The organism is Rhodoferax sp., from assembly GCF_028714215.1.
GTDB lineage: Bacteria > Pseudomonadota > Gammaproteobacteria > Burkholderiales > Burkholderiaceae_C > Rhodoferax.
In genome coordinates, this window is sequence record NZ_JAQTMS010000055.1 from 1 (window position 1) to 18,379 (window position 18,379).

16 protein-coding genes are annotated in these 18,379 nt (G+C 60.9%); 10 read left to right on the top strand and 6 right to left on the bottom strand.

Going from position 1 to position 18,379, the window contains the following annotated elements; genetic code table 11:
• The 4 genes from PHS32_RS19585 to PHS32_RS19605 all read left to right on the top strand — a co-directional run.
• On the top strand, nt 1–314 hold a 314-nt coding region (locus PHS32_RS19585; protein ID WP_301080800.1), incomplete at its 5' end, for a tripartite tricarboxylate transporter permease.
• Nucleotides 315–1,735: 1,421 nt separating this feature from the next.
• Nucleotides 1,736–2,224: a hypothetical protein gene (locus PHS32_RS19590; RefSeq protein ID WP_301080801.1), complete on the top strand. Its 489-nt coding sequence runs from the start codon at nt 1,736–1,738 to the stop codon at nt 2,222–2,224.
• Between the two features lie 313 nt (nt 2,225–2,537).
• Nucleotides 2,538–3,905: a phosphatidylserine decarboxylase family protein gene (locus PHS32_RS19600; protein ID WP_301080802.1), complete on the top strand. Its 1,368-nt coding sequence runs from the start codon at nt 2,538–2,540 to the stop codon at nt 3,903–3,905.
• Nucleotides 3,906–4,161: 256 nt separating this feature from the next.
• Nucleotides 4,162–5,775 carry an FG-GAP-like repeat-containing protein gene (locus PHS32_RS19605; protein ID WP_301080804.1) on the top strand — a complete coding sequence of 538 codons (1,614 nt, stop codon included), beginning with the start codon at nt 4,162–4,164 and terminating at the stop codon, nt 5,773–5,775.
• 321 nt (nt 5,776–6,096) lie between these two features.
• Here PHS32_RS19605 and PHS32_RS19610 read toward each other — a convergent pair whose 3' ends face one another.
• Both PHS32_RS19610 and PHS32_RS19615 read right to left on the bottom strand, forming a co-directional pair.
• Nucleotides 6,097–6,840, bottom strand: a complete 744-nt coding sequence (locus PHS32_RS19610) for a hypothetical protein (protein ID WP_301080829.1) — start codon at nt 6,838–6,840, stop codon at nt 6,097–6,099.
• A gap of 65 nt (nt 6,841–6,905) precedes the next feature.
• Nucleotides 6,906–7,163, bottom strand: coding sequence for a hypothetical protein (locus PHS32_RS19615; RefSeq protein WP_301080805.1), 258 nt, complete (start codon nt 7,161–7,163; stop codon nt 6,906–6,908).
• A 169-nt stretch (nt 7,164–7,332) separates the two neighbouring features.
• Between PHS32_RS19615 and PHS32_RS19620 the strand changes: the two genes are divergently transcribed.
• Nucleotides 7,333–8,625, top strand: a complete 1,293-nt coding sequence (locus PHS32_RS19620) for a DUF3422 domain-containing protein (RefSeq protein ID WP_301080806.1) — start codon at nt 7,333–7,335, stop codon at nt 8,623–8,625.
• A gap of 15 nt (nt 8,626–8,640) precedes the next feature.
• Here the strand turns inward: PHS32_RS19620 and PHS32_RS19625 are convergent, their stop codons facing one another.
• The gene (locus PHS32_RS19625) at nt 8,641–9,918 is read right to left on the bottom strand and encodes a divalent metal cation transporter (protein WP_301080807.1); all 1,278 of its coding nucleotides are present in this window, start codon (nt 9,916–9,918) and stop codon (nt 8,641–8,643) included.
• A gap of 192 nt (nt 9,919–10,110) precedes the next feature.
• On the opposite strand from PHS32_RS19625, the gene PHS32_RS19630 reads away from it, so the two are divergent.
• The 5 genes from PHS32_RS19630 to PHS32_RS19650 all read left to right on the top strand — a co-directional run bounded on the left by PHS32_RS19630 (nt 10,111) and on the right by PHS32_RS19650 (nt 13,654).
• Complete coding sequence (locus PHS32_RS19630) at nt 10,111–10,380, top strand: DUF1778 domain-containing protein (protein ID WP_301080809.1); 270 nt, start codon at nt 10,111–10,113, stop codon at nt 10,378–10,380.
• Complete coding sequence (locus PHS32_RS19635) at nt 10,381–10,881, top strand: GNAT family N-acetyltransferase (RefSeq protein WP_301080810.1); 501 nt, start codon at nt 10,381–10,383, stop codon at nt 10,879–10,881.
• The gene (locus PHS32_RS19640; protein ID WP_301080811.1) at nt 10,878–11,759 is read left to right on the top strand and encodes a DMT family transporter; all 882 of its coding nucleotides are present in this window, start codon (nt 10,878–10,880) and stop codon (nt 11,757–11,759) included. The genes PHS32_RS19635 and PHS32_RS19640 overlap by 4 nt, the downstream gene beginning before the upstream one ends.
• A gap of 79 nt (nt 11,760–11,838) precedes the next feature.
• Entirely contained in the window at nt 11,839–12,627 is a 789-nt protein-coding gene (locus PHS32_RS19645; RefSeq protein ID WP_301080812.1) for an SDR family oxidoreductase, read from the top strand.
• 40 nt (nt 12,628–12,667) lie between these two features.
• The gene (locus PHS32_RS19650) at nt 12,668–13,654 is read left to right on the top strand and encodes a Bug family tripartite tricarboxylate transporter substrate binding protein (protein WP_301080813.1); all 987 of its coding nucleotides are present in this window, start codon (nt 12,668–12,670) and stop codon (nt 13,652–13,654) included.
• A gap of 106 nt (nt 13,655–13,760) precedes the next feature.
• Here PHS32_RS19650 and PHS32_RS19655 read toward each other — a convergent pair whose 3' ends face one another.
• Genes PHS32_RS19655 through PHS32_RS19665 form a run of 3 tightly spaced genes read right to left on the bottom strand, consistent with a single transcriptional unit; the run spans nt 13,761 to nt 18,316 of the window.
• The gene (locus tag PHS32_RS19655) at nt 13,761–14,663 is read right to left on the bottom strand and encodes a DMT family transporter (protein WP_301080815.1); all 903 of its coding nucleotides are present in this window, start codon (nt 14,661–14,663) and stop codon (nt 13,761–13,763) included.
• Between the two features lie 36 nt (nt 14,664–14,699).
• Complete coding sequence (locus tag PHS32_RS19660) at nt 14,700–17,342, bottom strand: EAL domain-containing protein (RefSeq protein ID WP_301080816.1); 2,643 nt, start codon at nt 17,340–17,342, stop codon at nt 14,700–14,702.
• Complete coding sequence (locus PHS32_RS19665) at nt 17,339–18,316, bottom strand: TRAP transporter substrate-binding protein (protein ID WP_301080830.1); 978 nt, start codon at nt 18,314–18,316, stop codon at nt 17,339–17,341. Before PHS32_RS19665 ends, PHS32_RS19660 begins: the two co-directional genes overlap by 4 nt.
• Nucleotides 18,317–18,379 lie beyond the last annotated feature (63 nt).

Genomic DNA, 18,379 nt, shown 5'->3' on the forward strand with positions numbered 1-18,379 from the left:
TGTTCTGCGCGATTGGCGTCTACACCACCAACAACAGCACCTTCGACATCTGGATGGTGGCCGGCTTCGGCTTCATCGGCTACGCCTTCAACAAGCTGGGCATGGAGCCCTCGCCCATGATGCTGGGTTTTATCCTGGGGCCCATGATGGAGGAGAACCTGCGCCGCGCGCTGCTCTTGTCGCGTGGCGACTGGAGCGTCTTTGTGACGCGCGGCCTGTCGGCCGGCTTGCTGGTGGCGGCGGCCCTGATGCTGATGATCGTGCTGCTGCCCTCGATCAAGAAGAAGCGTGAAGAGGCGTTTGTCGAGGATTGACGGCCCGCCCTTTCGCTCAGCGTGACGGCACCTTCGGGTGCCGTTTTTTTGCGCGCCCAACATCCACCCCACCCCCGCCTTGCGTTGCTGCCCGATCCGATCTGGGTGGTCATAGGGGTAGCGGTGTCAACTACCGTTTCAGACACAAAGCGGGTCTCCAGATATTCAAATTGCCTGCCCGTTACCCGACATTGGCAGCCTCGGATCAACCGTCAGGTATGTGGCGGCGAGTCCGACCAAAGGAGCACCGGCACCCGACCAGGAGCTGCTATTGGGGACCGGTGCTCCAAAGCAGCCCTTCGCCGAGTCAATTTCTACAAAGCAGTCGCTCGATACGAGGAAGCAGAACCTGGCCGTGGGCGGCTCTTGGGCAGCGTAACCAGACGACCACGAACACCCGCTCTCGGGTGGGCCAATTTCACTCAAACCAGGCGCTATTCGTAGCGACTGGCGGCCGTGTCCGAAGCGGATTGCCGCAGGGCCGGGGACCGCCATCGTGAGGCTTGGCCTGAGCACGGTTTGGCATCGCGGCAACGCGCTGGGAGTGGTGCTGCGTGCAGCCTCTGAGCAGACCAGCGTCCCACGCAAACAGTGTTGGCAGGCCGCCACGATTGAGGTCTTGGTATACCGTGGCACAAACAACTTCGCACCCCGAGCGCACCACGCGCGGTCATAATTCGATCAAACAAAAGGGGCGAAGCTTTCAAACCCCTATCGCGACTGCCTGTGCAGGCGGTTCAGTCCAACATGGTTTATCAGCCGCGGGAGATGTTCATGGGTTCTATCAGTAGTGCAGCGCGGCGGATAAACGCTGATCGTTATGCAATCAATTCCATTTTGTAAGATCTTTGCATTGACGGCGCTGGGTCTAATTGCGCCGCATGGGAATTGCGCGTGCCCGGCTAACCTCGCGGGCACAACCTATGACTGGGCGACCGCTGTTTGCATACTGCGGACGGGCGTCATTGTTGAGTCGCCGCAACTTCGAACTTGTGTCGAAAAGCTTGCCGCAAAAGATAAGGTTCGTAACGCTCCTTACCAAAATTGCGCGCTGAATAAACGGTACAAAGGCGAGTGGTGTGCTTTCGCAGTAAAGGACGGGGTCGAAAAATCGATCTCCGAATGCATTAAATCGAAAGCCTCGGGTCCTGAAGGAGTCATGAGAGCGGATGGTTAGTATGCATAACCCTGCAATGCATCGGACCTGCGCCAGCTTTGCTGGCTGGTCCGCTGATCTTGAACGTTGAGGCTGTGCAAAAACCCTTTCTGATGGAGATACTCTTGTGAAGCCAAAAATTCGACCACTCAGATCGCGCCATATTCAACGAACGCACTTCGAGCAAGGGGTCAAGTACCCCTGCATTGGAGCCAGTGGTGCGGGTCCGATGGTTTTTGCACAGCCTCGCTAGACCGCAAAGAAAATGCCCGACATCTTCAACTTTGTCTCGCGCAACTTCTGGCTACTGGCGCTCGGTTTCGCTCTATTCAATTTCGTTGTGGCGCATCGTGCAGCCTCTCGGCAGTCAACCGAGGCTAGCGTTCTTGAGGCAGTAGCCTATGTTCGCAAGTTCGCTCTTGCTAGCGCCATTCCGTGGGTCATCATGGGCGTGGGCCAACTGTCCGGCGCAACCCCAACCGTCTGGCAGTACTTTCGTCCGCAGGACGGAAGTCCTTTCGTACTTGCGTGGCTAGCCTCCATCTTCGTGTTGTCCTGCGTGTTTGCATGGTGGGCACTGTTCGCAAATGGTGCCGAGGTCGTTGCCAAGTACAACCTCATGACGGTACTCGGGCAACGCGGCACCAAGATATCGTCGGTACGGTCAATCAAGCTATTTGCGCTGCTTGGCGTTCTGGTCTTTCCCGTCTGGGTTTACATGGCCGTTTCCATGAACGTCCCACTCCCAAGGTAGCTCCAAATGCGGTCTAACTCGAACGTTGAGCCGCGCCACAGGCACGGATGCGAGTGACTGGTTTGGAGGTGGTAGACCGGAAAACTGAGTGGCAGCTATGTGTCTGTAGCGGGTCTGCACACCGTTCAATGACAGTGTGACTTATGAATCAGTCAAGGCGCACACCAGGTAACAAATCAATCCCGGTGCGTTTGACCAAATCGAAATAACTGATCGGTTTGGAGGCGCGCATCGCATCTTGGTTTTCGTGCCAGTACGCCCATGCCCTGTTCAGCTTCTGGTCATACACCAGCTTGAACGTCAGTGACTGTGGGTGCTGCCCAAACAGCTCGCTGTAGACCCGTCATCCACCCCGGCGCACAATAGCTCAACGCTAAAGGAATACCGAATGAAGACAAAATGGTATCTTTCAGCAGCGTTGGCGAGCCTTCTTGCAGCCGACGTTGCATTGGCACAGCCGCAAACCGGTGCTTGGTTGCGCGCTGATCAACAAGCCTTGCAGCAGGTACGCCAGAGCGCTGGTCAGGACGAGAGCCAGACCTGGCTGCCGGTAGTGCAGGAGTTCAAGGCGCTGATCGACAACGATCCTGATCTATACATGCTGTTCACGCAGATGTTTGAGCAGATTCCGCACACACCCTTGTACCTGAACGACCCAGTGGGCGACCCGCAGGTGCGCAATTACCGCGACATGCTCCGGCTCATCAACCGGATCATCACCCAGGCGCCGGAATTCAACAAAACCGATCTGGTCGGTTTTCCGATCAACGCCATAGTCAACTGGGCCATGGGCACCCCCGCCGGCGCCACGGCGTTCTTGAACGACAAGGTGAATCGCCAGTTGAAGAAAATTTTGACGCAGTGGGCGGTGTTTTTGAGATCAACTGATTCACGCGCGGTGCTAAACAATCACCCCGAGAAAGGCTGGTTAGGTCGAGATGCACTGCAAGCCATGCCCAACCTGGTGGAAGATTTTGATGTCAAACTGGATTCGCCTTACTACGGGTTCCTATCTTGGGATGACTTCTTTACCCGCCAGTTCCGCGAGGGCCGGCGCCCCGTGGCCAGCCCCTTGGATGACAGCGTGATCGCCAATGCCTGCGAATCTGCACCGTACAAACTAGCCAAGGGTGTGAAGTGGCAGGATCAGTTCTGGATCAAGGACCAACCCTATTCACTCTCGCACATGATGGCCGACGACGCACTGGCGCAGCAGTTTGTTGGCGGCACCATCTATCAAGCCTTTTTGAGCGCAGCAAGTTACCACCGCTGGCACAGTCCGGTGAGCGGGCGCATTGTCAAAACACGGCTGATTGACGGCTCCTATTACGCTCAGACTCCGGCGGTGGGTTTTGATCCGGCAGGACCCAATGAATCGCAGGGCTACATAACGCAAGTCGCGTCACGGGGTTTGATATTCATTGAAGCTGACAACCCAAAGATTGGTTTGATGGCCGTAATGTTTGTCGGCATGGCCGAGGTGTCGTCCAACGACATCACGGTGTACGAGGGGCAGCATGTCAACAAAGGCGATCAGCTCGGTATGTTCCATTTCGGTGGCTCGACCCATACGCTGATGTTCAGGCCGCAAGTGAAGCTGGATTTTGATCTGCGCGGCCAAACGCCCAGTCTGAACGCCAAGAATATCCCTGTGCGGGCGCTGCTTGCCACGGTGCGATAGAAGCCTTCGGCGCGATCGCGCCTGGGCCAAGCTTCGATTGAGAACTGCCGAAGTATTCCGCCACAGGCTCTTGAAGACACAATCCGGTCTTTCACGCGGCACAGTCGGAAGTCAAGTATGCAGGGAAAGCCGGCATCAGCAAGTAGCCGTCATCGCACCATCCCCCGAAAGGGGGATATCAGTGCTGAAAATGTTCATGTACAGTTGTCCCGGCCGCATTAAGAATTCTTAGAACTTAGAAAACAGGGAGTAGCTTGTGAAATTTGTCACGTGTATTGGGTTGTCCGTATTGCTTGCTGCCTGCGGTGGCGGAGGGGGAGGTGGAACAAGCGGCACAATTCCCGTTGAACCACCTGCGCAGGCAGTTGCCCTAAAGGTAGTGTCGGCTGGATTCCCTGACGGCTCGCAGGGCGTTGACCCTCGTGTCGACCTCAAAGTATATGTAGATAGCGCTGTCACAAGTGGTGGCATCACTAGCGACCAAGTGCTGTTGAGTGACGGTTCCAACTCAATACCAATCAAAGTCACCGTCTCGGGCGGTACTATGATCGACGTGACCCCTGTCCTGCCGCTAAATGCGCGGACCAGCTACCAACTCACTATCAAGGCCGGTCTCAAGGCGAGCAATGGCAACATTCTGCCCCATGACTACCATTTGAGCTTCCGCACAACCGTTGCCATCTTCGAACCAAAGCAGCTAACGCCCAGGGATCCCACTGTGTTCGGAAGTGACAAGCCTTACATCACCACGGCGGATATCAATGGCGATGGTCGCACGGATATCGTTGAACTCGCCACTTTGGATGTTGTCAACCAAGTCGTCAGAAACGGATTTACGCTGAATATTTTTCTTCAGGATGCTCAAGGGGTATTCAAGAAGAGTCAAAAGCTTGAAGTGGTTGTCAATGCGGATGCCAAGAAAATTCTGGTAACAGATTTGGATAACGATGGAAGACCAGAGATTATCGTTCCCGGTGCTTCGACTGAATATCAAAGCACCGAAAAGTCGGGTCTCTACGTATTCAAGGCAGATCAGAGCGGACAGTATGCGTTGTCGCAATTCATCCAAAGTGACTATGTCCAGAACGTCGACTTTTATGATGTTGATGGGGACTCGAGAGTAGACATCATCGCAAACAATAGTCCAAGTACTTCTTCCGTTTTTGGAATTCAGATCATTCTCAACTCGAGTTCAGGGTTGAAATTACTTCCCCCATTAGTGCCGAAGACCAGTCAGTTCACCGGCAATGGCAGGTATGAGATAGGTGTCATCGACCTTGACCAAGATGGCAAGCCTGAGCTGATCATCAACGCAATTACCAGCCCTGTAACCGGGATGACCAAAACTTCAGAAGTATTAGTCTATTCGCAAAGTCTGCCAGGAGTGTTTGTGCCCAACGCAAATTTGACTAAGAATGCCGAGGCCATCTGTGCGGGCTTTTATTCGTGTATGGGGATGCGAGTCTTTGACGTAAATGGTGATGGATTGTCCGATATCTTCTTTGATGATGTATCGACCAAACCCGGGACATTTGTCGGCAATGTGCCTTATCTCCACTCCTCCGATGGTAGCTTCGTTAAAGGACAAGAAATCAATCTGGGTGGAGCACAGATCTACTTCGTTAAAGACATGAACGGCGACCGACTGGATGATTTGGTTATCTATAGCTTTTCCAATAGTTTTTTGGCTATCGGTGCCGCCAGTCGATCCGCCACTTGGGAGTTTTCGCCTGCATTCGGAATCCCAGTGTTTGACTCGCTATATCCTCGCAATGTAACTATCGCTGATATTAACGGCGACGGATTGCCTGATGTCATATGTGATAGTTATAACTCAGGTATCTACGTAATGCTGCAGGTCAAATTTTAGTATGCGCGCTGACCTGTTTAGCCAGTTGTCGAGTCAGACGTATGTCGGGTTCGGGACCAACCAGTCTTTCACTGCCAAAGGTCCAATGACTCGTTACGCTGCGCAAGAGCCGCACAGGCCGCAGAAATTTCATCACCGTTATGAACGTCTGCTTACTGATTTCCATTGGGCAATCTGAATGACCGCTTGGCTCAGCCGTGGCTACCCGCTTTGGGCACCACGCGGGTACCCATGACAGTCGGGTATCGGCCAAATCGGTTGCGATGGATTGAGCCGCTCAAGCCCGACCACCTTGGCCTGGCCGCACCGTGACCCGACAGGCTAGCTGCCAGCCTGGCACCACCGACCGGAATCTGGGCACACACCGGCGCGTGCGCCGTTGCGCCAGACCTGCTCTTCCTCCAGTAGCAACGCGGTCGCGGGGTCGATGTCGAATGCGATCCCAAGTGCGTGCGCGACAGGGGCGTTTTCAATCGGCACTTCCCAGGTCAGGAAGATTTGGGTGCAATCCCGGTCGGCGGGGAAGTCGGCCGTGTCAAAGCCATCGCTGCCGCGATCAATGACCGCGTGAGGCTGGGCGGTGTCGAACAGCACAACCGTACCCCTGGTCAGGGGAATTCGATGGCCCGTAGCGGGGAAGTGCAGATCCAGACCCCTGTCCTCGCTCAGGAAGAGATTGCAAAAGGCCGCGCCGCCATAGTGCGCACCGTCAAGGTGGTACTTGGCACCGCGGCAGGCCATCAGCGCAACATCACAGGGGGCAAGCACCTCATGCAGACCGCGTGCGCGCGTCCAGTCGGACACCGCCTGCACGCAGTGCCGGTAGTCGGTCCAGCGCACGCGCGCTCGCGCCAAGGGCAAGGGCTCGACGTCTCCGGGTTCCAGACCCAGGCGCAACGACGTCTCTCTTTCCCAATCCGCCGTCAGCCTCGCCGGGGGCGCCGGCACGTTGAGCGTTCCCGACAGCACGACCTCACTCACACTTCGACTGCGGATGACGTCGCCACTCCAGAAATAGCAGGCAAGGAGTTCTTGCACGCGATGCGGTCGAGGAGGGCTGCTCATCTGGCGCAGTGTAGTCAAACGACGCGGCCCGGCCCGACCAGGGTGCTGCCGAAAAGCCGGCTGGCTCAGCGGATGTTCTTGGCCGAAAGCAGCACGAGTTTGTCGGCAACAAAGCGCGCCGTCACATTGCTCTGCTCGTCACCCCATTGGCAACTCCTGAAGCCCAGCGCCTCGTCGCAGGATCGAGGACTGCCCAGGATGGCATTGACCTCGGCGGACGACATTCCTGTCTGCAGTTTTGCATAGTTTTCTGCCGTCACCTTGCTGCACCCCGACAGGCCAATCAACAGTGCCACAAGGGCGACGCTTGTTTTCAAGTTCATTGTCCAATCATGCCACTTCGCCTTCCACCCCATCGGTCAGGCCCTGTGCGTGAACTCCATGGTGATTGTGGCTTGATGGCGAATGGCTCTGGGAAGAGTTTCGACACAAAGTTCAGGCCAGCAGCCGCAGCAAACCCCTTCTGCGGCACAATTCCTGCAAGGAGCACTTATGCAACTCAAGCACCACCTGCAACAGCACGCGCAACGCGCCGCCCTGCACAACGAAGTCCACGCCCGGCCGCCGCAGGCGCTGGTGGCGCCGCTGGCGATCTCCAGCGTGGTCATGGTCTGTGACGCGGCCCAGCGCGAGGCCAGCCGCTTGCATCTGGCGGCCTTGCTGCGCGACCATCACCTGCCGCTGCCGGACCCGCAGGCCAGCCACCTGCGCATGGATCTGGGGCAGTTTCACATTCGCTGGGAACTGCACACGGAATTTGTCAGCTGGACCTTCATGTGCCCGCTGGCGACGCAGCGCTTTGGCGAGAGCGAGCCGCCGCGCGCGCTGGACGCGGTGCCGCAGGACTGGCTGGCCGCCTTGCCGGGCCAATGTCTGTCGAGCCTGCACCTGTGGGCCCTGTCGACCCCGGCGCTGGGTGCCGCCACGCTGATCAAACAGCTGTTGCTGGAAGACACGCTGGTGGCCTCCAGCGTGGCCGGTGGCGCGGCCGAGGTGTATACCGATTTTGCGCTGCGGGCGGATGGTTTTTCGCGCATGCTGCTGCTGGTCGGCAGCCTGTCGCAGCGTCGTCTGGGGCGCCTGGTACAACGTTTGCTGGAGATCGAGAGCTACCGCATGGCGGCTTTGCTGGGCTTGCCGGCCGCACGCGAGGCGACCGGCATCCTGGCCAGTGCCGAAGGCGAACTGGCCGAGCTGGCCAGCGCCATTCGCAGTGCCACGGCACAGGACGAACCGCTGTTGCTGGACCGGCTGACTAAGCTGGCGGGGCAGGTGGAGAGCCGGCACGCCGCCAGCCATGCGCGATTTTCCGCCAGCGCCGCTTATTTCGAGCTGGTGGACAAGCGCATCAGCGACATTGACGAAGCGGTGCTGCCGGGCATGCAGACCATCGGGCAATTCATGGAGCGACGCCTGAGCCCGGCGCGCGCCACCTGCGCCTGGGCCGCCCGGCGCCAGGACGCACTGTCGCAACGGGTGTCCCGCATCAGCAACCTGCTGCGCACCCGGGTCGAGATCGAACAGCAGCAGAGCAGCCAGGCGCTGCTGGCGACCATGAACAGCCGGCAGGACATGCAGCTCAAGCTGCAGTCCACGGTCGAGGGACTGTCAGTGGCGGCTATCACCTATTACATCGTCGGCTTGATCAGCTATCTGGCCAAGGCCGCGCACAGCCTGGGCTGGCCCTGGAGCGCCGAGAGCACGGCCGCCGCCGCTATTCCTGTGGTGGCGCTGGCGGTCTGGTGGTCGCTGCGCAGACTGCATCACCGCGTGTTCAAGGATTAAGGCCTCTCCGTCCTGTCAAAAACTGGTGGCCAGCATGAACAGCACGGCCAGCGCCATCACCGCCGTTGCGCTCCAGCCGAAGTAGCGGTGCCGCAGCGAGATGGTGTGCTCGCCCATCAGCCGCCTGGACTGGCCGATCCACATCAAGGCAGCCATGATGGGGACCGAAATAACGCCGTTCACGATAGCGCTCCAGACCAGCGCCTTGATCGGATCGAGTTCCAGGTCGCCCATCACGGTGCCGATGCCGGTGGCCGCCACGATGATGATGTAAAAGCCCTTGGCCTCATGAAAACCGTGCGACAGCCCGGCCTTCCAGCCATACAGTTCGCTGACGGCATAAGCGGCCGAGCCAGCCAGCACCGGTACCGCCAGCAGGCCGGTGCCAATGATGCCCAGCGCAAAGACCGCAAAGGCAAACTCGCCGGCCACCGGGCGCAGCGCTTCGGCCGCTTGGGCCGAGGTCTGGATGTTGCTGATGCCATGTTCGTTCAGTGTCACCGCGGTGGCAATCACGATGCACAAGGCGATCACATTGGAGAAACTCATGCCGACAAAAGTGTCCTGCTTGATGCGGAACAAATGCTCCGCCGCATATTCCGGATGCGCACGCAGTTCCTGCGATTGCGGTCGGCGCCGGTTGTCCTCGACCTCCTGCGCCGCCTGCCAGAAAAACAGATACGGGCTGATGGTGGTGCCCAGCACCGCCACCACCATGGCGGCGTATTCCTTGAGCGAAACTTCTTTCGGGAAGAAGGACCAGGGCTGCAGCGATTCCGAAATCGCCCGACGCCAGGGCACCGAGACCGTCAGAATGACGGCGACGTAGGCAAACAGCGCCAGCGTCAGCCACTTCAGGACACGCACCGTGCGCTCGTAGGAAAAGAACACCTGGGTGGCGATCGACAGGGCACCGAAGCCCAGCACGTAAAGCGGTAGGGGACCGCCGACCAGCAGCCGCACCGCCTCGCCCATGGCGCCAATGTCGGCCGCGATGTTGATGGTGTTGGCCACCACCAGCAGGCCGACCAGACCGGTCGTCAGCCAGCGCGGGAACAGCTTGTTGATGTTGGCCGCCAGTCCCTCGCCGGTGACCCAGCCGATGCGCGCCGACAGCATCTGGATGCCTATCATCAGGGGCGTCGTCAGCAGCAGGGTCCAGACCAGCGCGAAGCGGAATTGGGCACCGGCCTGCGAGTAGGTGGCGATGCCGCTGGGGTCGTCGTCGGCGGCCCCCGTGATCAGGCCGGGGCCGAGTCGTTGCACGAATTTTTTAGCGCTTTGCGTCACCATGTCTGCATTTCTCCGATGTGTTTGCAATTGCGTTCAAAGAACGAGACCCTGCCGCAGGCGCCAATTCTAAAACCCTGGTTACCCCTCCTTTGTTTGCCGATCTGGTGCTGGCGCGACCATCAGGTGGTGGTTCGGTTTCGAAGCTTTGTGCGCCATTCTGACGTACAATTGAAAAGTTCCAAGGAGAGTTGCATGTCGTCTGCCGCCGGTGCCGTTCAGTCCGCCCGTATCAATCTTCGTACCACGCCACAAGCCAAGGCCACCATCGAGCGCGCTGCAACCATGATGGGCGCGACCGTTTCCGGCTTCGTGTTGCAAAACGCCTATGAGGCGGCACGCCGCGTCGTTGCCGACGATGATTCCCTCATGTTGTCGCAGCAGGCTTTTCAATCGTTTGTAGCGGCTTGTGAAAGGCCGTCCAAGCCGACTGCCGCATTGCGTAAACTCATGGCGCGGCGCTAGATGACTGTGCCCATTGAGCGCCTCGCGGCACATCATGTGCGTGTGGGCTTCGATTGCGGTGAAGGCGCGCTCAATGACTTTCTTCTCAGGCAAGCAGGTCAACTGCAACGGCGTGGCTTTGGCAAGACTTATGTGGCTTTGGCCGATGATGGAGTGACCATTACCGGCTACGTTTCGGTCAGTGCCGGTCAGGTTGCGAGCATTCAATTGCCCGAAGGCCTGAAGTTACCGCGCTACCCGGCTCCGATGTTGCGGGTCGGTCGTCTGGCTGTCGATGTGCGCCACCAGGGAGGCGGCATCGGGCAGGACCTGCTGGCCTTTGCTTTGCAGCTGGCCCTGGAGTTCTCGCAACAAGTCGGCTTGTACGCGGTGCTGGTTGAGGCCAAAAACAACAAGGTCAAAGCGTTTTACACACGACTGGGCTTCGTCGAAACAGCCGATGATCCTCTGTGCCTGTTCCTGCCGATTGCCACATTAGCGAAAACAAGGGTGAGAACATGAGGTCGCCGGCAGCCACCGGCCTGCTGCTGGCTACCGTCGGCGCCATCGCCTTCAGCGGCAAGGCGATCATCGTCAAGCTGGCGTACCGGCATGGCGTCGATGCGGTGACGCTGATCATGTACCGGATGCTGTTTGCCTTGCCCATTTTTGCGCTGATGGCGTGGTGGGCCAGCCGCGGCAAGCCGGCCCTCACGCGGCGCGACTGGCTGGGCATTCTGGGTCTCGGCTTTAGCGGCTACTACCTGGCCAGCTACCTTGATTTTGCCGGCCTGTCGTTCATCAGCGCCTCGCTAGAGCGGCTGATCCTGTACCTCAATCCGACGCTGGTGCTGCTGCTGGCCTGGCTGCTGTACCGGCGACGCGTCAAACGCGCTCAGGTCTTGGGCATGTTGATCAGTTATACCGGTGTCATGCTGGTGTTTGGCCACGAGGTCAAACTGGCAGGCGCTGACGTGGCGCTGGGTGCGCTGCTGGTTTTTCTCAGCGCTTTCAGTTATGCGTACTATTTGATTTTCAGTGGTGAACTGGTGCAGCGGCTCGGGTCCCTGCGCCTGGTGGGTCTGGCCACCAGTGTCGCCAGCCTGCTGTGTATCGCGCAGTTTGTGCTGCTGCGGCCCTGGCATGCGGCGCTGGTGGCGCCGCCGGTGATCTGGCTGTCGGTGCTCAACGCCACCTTGTGCACGGCGCTGCCGGTGCTGCTGGTGATGATGGCGATAGAGCGCATTGGCGCCAGTGTGGTGTCGCAGGTTGGCATGGTCGGTCCGATGTCGACCATTCTGATGGGCGTGTTGATTCTGGGCGAGCCCTTCACCGCCTGGGTGGCGGCCGGCACCGTGCTGGTGATTGCCGGCATATTTGTTTTTACCCGGCGCGCCTGATTCGGAGTCCGGTAAAAATTTCATCCGCGGTTCGCCACTATCATGGCGAAAGATTGTTGTAACTAACGAGGTAACTGATATGGATTTTGGAATTGGTGGCAAATGGGCCCTGGTCTGCGGTGCCAGCAAGGGGCTGGGCTTGGGTTGCGCCCAGGCCCTGGTGCGCGAAGGGGTGAACGTGCTGATTGTCGCCCGCGGGGCCGAGGCCTTGCAGGCGTCGGCGGCAAGATTGAGGACAGAGGCCGTGGCTGGTTCGACGGTGCAGTCGGTGGCTGCCGATATCACGACGGTGGCGGGCCGCGCGGCGGTGTTTGCCAGCCGGGCCGACTTCGACATCGTGGTGACCAATGCCGGAGGCCCGCCGCCGGGCGATTTTCGCGACTGGGACCGGGACGCCTGGATCAAGGCGGTGGACGCCAATATGCTGACCCCGATCGAGTTGATCAAGGCCACGGTGGACGCCATGGCGGCGCGCGGTTTCGGGCGCATCGTCAACATCACTTCCAGCGCCGTGAAGGCGCCGATCGACATCCTGGGCCTGTCCAACGGCGCGCGCAGCGGCCTGACCGGTTTTGTCGCCGGGACCTCACGCAGCAAACTGGCGGCGCAGGGCGTCACCATCAACAACCTGCTGCCCGGTGCTTTTGACACCGACCGGCTGAAGGCGGTGATGAGCGGCGCGGCGCAGAAGAGCGGTTTGAACATCGAGGCCGTCACGGAGGCGCGCAAGAAAACCATTCCGGCGCAACGCTTTGGCCGGCCCGAGGAATTTGGCGCCATCTGCGCCTTTTTGTGCAGCCAGCAGGCCGGCTATATCAACGGCCAGAACGTGCTGGCCGACGGTGGTGCCTATCCCGGCGTGTTCTGAGCCGGGAATTACTTTCTACTTCAATCAAATGGAATCCAAAATGTTCAGGTCAACTTTGCCGCGCCTGTCGCGCCGGCTTACTCTTGCGCTGGCGTTCAGCGCGTTCTTGCTGGGCGGCTTGGCACAAGCCCAGACCGGCACCATCAAACTGCTGGTCGGCTTTCCGCCGGGCGGCGGCACCGATGCCATCGCGCGCACCCTGGCCGACAAGCTGAAGGAGCAGTTGGGGACTACCGTGATCGTCGAGAACCGCGCCGGCGCCGGTGGCCAGATCGCGGCGCAAGTGTTGAAAGCGGCGCCGGCCGACGGCAGCACCTTCTTCCTGACGCATGACCACACGATTTCGATTTTGCCGCTGGTGGTGAAAAACCCCGGCTTCGATCCGGCGCGCGATTTTGTCGCGGTGGCCGGCTTTGCCACCTTCGTCAACGCGTTGGCGGTGTCGGGCGGCACACCGGCCAGGTCGATGAGCGAATATGTCTCCTGGGTCCGCAGCCAGGGAGGCGGCAAGGGCACGGTAGGGGTGCCGGCGCCGGCGTCGGTGCCGGAGTTTCTGGTCAAGCTGATTGGCCAGAAATACGCCCTCGATTTGCAAGCCGCGCCGTACCGTGGCAGTGCACCGATGATGGCCGACATGCTGGGCAACCAGATCAACGCCGGGGTCGCCTCGATCCCCGATTTCATCGAGAACCACAAGGCCGGCAAGGTTCGCATCGTGGCCGTGCTGGGGGGCGCTCGGCAAGCCGCGGTGCCCGATGTGCCGACCTTTGCCGAGCTTGGACTGGCCGGTTTCGAGGACGTTCCCTACTACGGCATTTTTGCGCCCGCCGGTACGCCCAAGGCCGTCATTGACCGTTTTTCCGAAGCGGTGGCCAAGGTGATTGCGCTGCCGGATGTGCGCGAGCGCCTGACGACGATGGGCTTGACGGTGGGCTATATGTCGCCGCAGCAACTGGCCAGCCGGGAACATGCTTATGCCCAGACCTGGGCCCGCATCATCAAGGCCAGCGGCTTCCAGGCGCAGTGACAAGGTCCGCCTGCGTGGCCGGCCGCCGCGCCGGGCCGCCCCAAGCAAGGCCAGCCCCCTCGGGGGGCAGCGCAGTACACGCAGTGACAAGCGTGGGGGCCTGGCTTCAGCGCCGCGAGGACACCACGATGCCGCCCATGATCAGAAGGAACGCCAGCAGGTGATAGAACTGCGGAACCTGGCCCAGGAAAGCGCTTGACAGCAGGGCGGTGAAGAGCGGCGTCAGGTTGGCGAAGAAACCGGCCGCCGCCGGCCCAGCCCACGCCACGCCGGCACCCCAGGCGCGAAAGGCAATCAGTCCCGGGCCGACGGCGACGAACAGCAGCGCTGCCGCCATCGGCCAGCCCCACTGCACATGGCCCTTGCCGAGGGCCCATTCACCGCCCGCAAACAGCCCCGACCAAAACAGGCCGAAAGTCACTTGGGCAAGCAAGAAAGCCGACCAGTCGGAACGGATGGCCGGCGGTTCCGTGGTCGGGTGCGCCAGCATCCAGCTGTAATAAGCCCAGGCCGCGGCGGCCATCAGCATGTACAGGTCGCCGGCCACCGGCCGCAGCTGGGCCAGCAGTTCGAGTTGACCGCGGCACATCACCAGCAGCACCCCGCTGATCGACAGCAGCGCGCCCAGCAACTGGCGCGGCGACACCGGGACGCGAAAGAACAGGCGTCCGATCAGCAGCATCCAGACCGGTGTGCTGGAGCCCACCAGGGTGACGTTCAGGGGCGTCGAGGTGTCGAGCGCCAGGTACAGCAAGGCGTTGTAGCTGCCGACGCTGAGCAGGCCCAGCAGTGAAAAGCGGCGCCAGGCCGACCTTGGCAGATGGCCGGGGCGCAGCACCGCGCCGGCCAGCGGCAGCAGCAGGATGAACGCGATGCTCCAGCGCAGGAAGTTCAGGGTCAGCGGCGACACCAGGGGGCTGAGCAGGCGGCCCAGTACCGCGTTGCCGGCCCACAGCAGGGGCGGCAGGGTCAGCAGCAGGGCTGCGCCAGGGCTTAGTTTGGGGTGCATGGCAGCGACTGTAGCAAGTCGTCGCACCGATTGGCTTCAGGTCCCCAGCAAAGCCTCGAACTCGGCCAGCGGCGTTGGCTTGCCGAACAGGTAGCCCTGGTACAGGGTGCAACCGTTGAGCGCCAGGAACTCCTGCTGTGCCTGGGTTTCGACCCCCTCGGCGATCACCTCCAGCCCCAGGTTATGCGCCATGCCGATGATGGTCTGCACGATCATGCCGACGCTGGGCTTGACGCCGATATTGCGCACGAACGACTGATCGATCTTGAGCTGGGTCAGCGGCAGCGTGGTCAGGTAAGTCAGTGAGGAATGCCCGGTGCCGAAGTCGTCGACCGAAAACTGCAGTCCCAGCGCCTTCAGTTCGGTCATCTTGGCCACCGTCTCGTCGACGTTGTCAAGCACCAGCGACTCGGTCAGCTCAAGCTTGAGAAGCTGCGGATTGATACCGGTCTCGCGCACCACCGCAACCACTTGCTCGACGAAATTGTTTTGGTGGAATTGGCGCGCGCTGACGTTGACGCACAGATGCAGGTCGCGGCAGCGCGCAACCTCCTGCCAGGCGGCAAGCTGCTGGCAGGCATGGCGCAACACCCATTGACCGATCGGCAGAATGAGTTCGCTTTCTTCCGCCGCCACGATGAACTCGGCCGGCCATACCAGTCCGCGCCGCGGATGGCGCCAGCGAATCAGCACTTCGGCTCCGACGATCGGGCCGTCGAGCTTGACCTGGGGTTGGTAGTGCAGCTCAAACTGCCCGTCCCGCAAGGCGGTGTGCAGATCTTCCTCCAGTTGCGCCCTGGCACTGATGGCGGCCTGCATCTGGGGATCGAAAAAGCACAAGGCGTTGCGCCCGCGCAGCTTGACCTCGTACATGGCGATGTCGGCCTGCTTCAGCAGGTCGGCCGGTGCGATCTGCAGGGCATTGAACAAGGTGGCGCCGATGCTGGGGGTACTGCGGTAGCTGTGCGCCGCCAGCTGATAGGGCTGGTTCAGCCGATGCAGAATCTTTTCGCCAATTTGCTGGGCCAGCGTGGCGGCCTCCTGGCTGTGCTCGGAGAGGTCGTTGAGCATCACCACAAACTCGTCGCCACCCAGGCGCGCCACCGTGTCTTCCTCGCGCACACAGCTCTTCAGGCGCTGCGCCACCTGCCGCAACAGCAGGTCGCCGACTTCGTGGCCCAAGGTGTCGTTGAGCGTCTTGAAGTGATCCAGATCGAGAAATAGCAGGGCGCCATAGTAGCCGCTGCGGGCACTCGACGTCATGGCCTGCTGCATGCGGTCCATCAGCAGGCGCCGGTTCGGCAGCGTGGTCAATACGTCGTAGAACGCCAACTGCTCGATTTCGGCGGTGGCGCGGCGCAATTCGGTCACGTCGTTGTAGACGATGACCAGCCCGCCGTCGGGTGTGCGTTGCTCCGTGATCTGAATGATCTGGCCGTTCGGCAACTGTTGTTCGTTGCTGCCCTGGGCGTTGAGTTGCAGGGACAGCCGGTGCGCGATCCATTCCTGCAACTCGGCTGCGCCGGCCCCGGGCAAGTGGTGTGCTGCCGCCGCTTCGAGCACTTTGCGGAACGGTACCAGGGGCGCCATCACCGCGGCGGTCCAGGGGTAGAGCTCCATGAAGCGCCGGTTCCAGCTCACCACCTGATGCTCGCTATTGAGCAGCACAAAGCCGCTGACCATGGATTCCAGCGCGTCATCCAGCGTGGTCTTGGACTGCGCAATGGCCAGCCGCGCCTGCGTCAGGCGGTTCAGATTCCAGACGGCAAAGCCGCCGGCCGCCAACAGCATCAGGACAAACGCCGCCGCCGCGCCGACAATGAAATTGCGCAGGATGCGCCAGTCGGTCAGGGCGGCGTCGAGCGGAATGCTGGCCACAATCAGCATGTCGCGGTACAGGATAGGGCGGGTGATGACCATGGCCGCTTGGCCCGTCAAACGTGCCGCCATGCGCAGCGCCTGGACCGTCTCGCGTTGCACTTCCAGCGCCGGCGCAAGCCGCTGGCCCAGCAATTCGTCGCGCGGCGGCGAGCTGGCCAGCAACTGTCCGTTGGTGCGCTCCAGTGTGACCTCCAGTCCCTTGATGTCGGCGCCCTGGACCATGATGGAACTCAGCAGTGGCACCGGCACCTCGGCCACCGCCAGCACCCTGGAACTGTCGGCCAGCTTGATGGTGCGCCCCATGTAAAGCACCCGCTCGGAGCTGGTAAAACTGACCACCGGCGCGCTGACGATCAGGGTCGACACCGGTTGCCCCAGCACTTCCTCGACAAAGCCGGCCGGCAGGCTCAAACCCAGATCGGTGCCCAGCGCATTCGACGAAGCCAGAATCCGGCCCTGCGCATCGATCAGTACCACGTTGCGCACGCTCAGATTTTGCTGGGCCGCGCCATGCAGCAGCCGATTGGCGGTCGGGCCGTCGATCCACTGGGCGACCAGACCCGACAGTCCCAGCAACTCGTCGATATTCGCCAGCAGCACGTCCACGCCCAGCAGATTGCGGTTGAGAGCCGCTTCCGCGCCGGCGACGAAACGGCCTACCTCCGACTCACTCTCGGACAGGGCTTCCTGCCGGGTGTGCCAAAGCAAACCGCTGGTGGCCAGCAGCACCGCCGTTACCAGCAGCGCCACCAGCGCCAGTGCCAGCGCCGTGACGCGGGAAGGGCGGAATCTTTTCATGGGGTTGCTGGCGCGGTGATGCCCCGAACCGGCCCGATGGTCATGTTCCAGACCTCGGCGCATCGGCTCTTGCAGCGCTGCAGCCAGCGTGTCAGCACGGTGGCAGTGAAAATTTCCTGACGTCGGCGTTCGTCCTGTGGCGACACGGCGACTTCCACCATGTGGCCGCGCCGTCCGCTGCTGCACGCCGCGGTGCCCCGGTTGCAGGCCAAACCCTCGGTGGTTTCGCGTTCGCTCTCAAGCCAGATCGCCGCTTCAAGTTTCGGCAGTTCACGCCGCAACAAGGCTTTCAGGTCGGGCGGCAAGGCGCCCCAGGCCGCCATGTTGGCACCGAAGACGGCCAGGCCCCAAGTCACCGGCAAGGTGTGCACATGGCTGGTCACTTCGTGCAGGCCCAGGGTATTGCCCGACATGGTGCCGGTGATCGCGCATTCGGTGTTGCCGGAGGCCATGTTGGACATGATCTGGGCAAAACCGGTGAGCACCGGGACGGCGCCAACGGCAGCCACAAAATCGAACTGGGTGGCCGAGGAAACACGGATGCGCCGCCCCGCCAGATCGGCCAGGCCGGTCATGGGTTTCTTGCAAAACAGCACCTGGGCCGGGTAGACATAAAGCGCCAGTGCTTCCACGCCATGGCGTTCGCGCAGCGCTTTTTCGAGGTAAGGCCGAAACGCCGCGACGGATTTTTTCAGACTGGCCATGTCCGGGTTCAGGCCCGCCAGGTCGGGTGCTGCGTACTCGGGGTGGCTGATTGCCAGCGAACTCATCAAGGCCGTGCCAAAGGGCACCACCCCCAACTCGATCAGGCGCAGCATGTCGCCGCCGGGCACCCCGGCGCGGTCAAAAGGCACGATATCGGCATCGAACCTGCCGCCGCTCAGGCGGGCCAGTTCCCGGGTCCAGAACGGCTCTTCGTGGTGCGTGTATTGGTTGGTGTCGGCCAGACCACCGACGACGCGCAGTTTTTGCATCGGTGCCGACGCTGCCGGCGCTGGCGCGGCCCAGGCGAGCAGCGGACCAGCCAGCACGGCGGC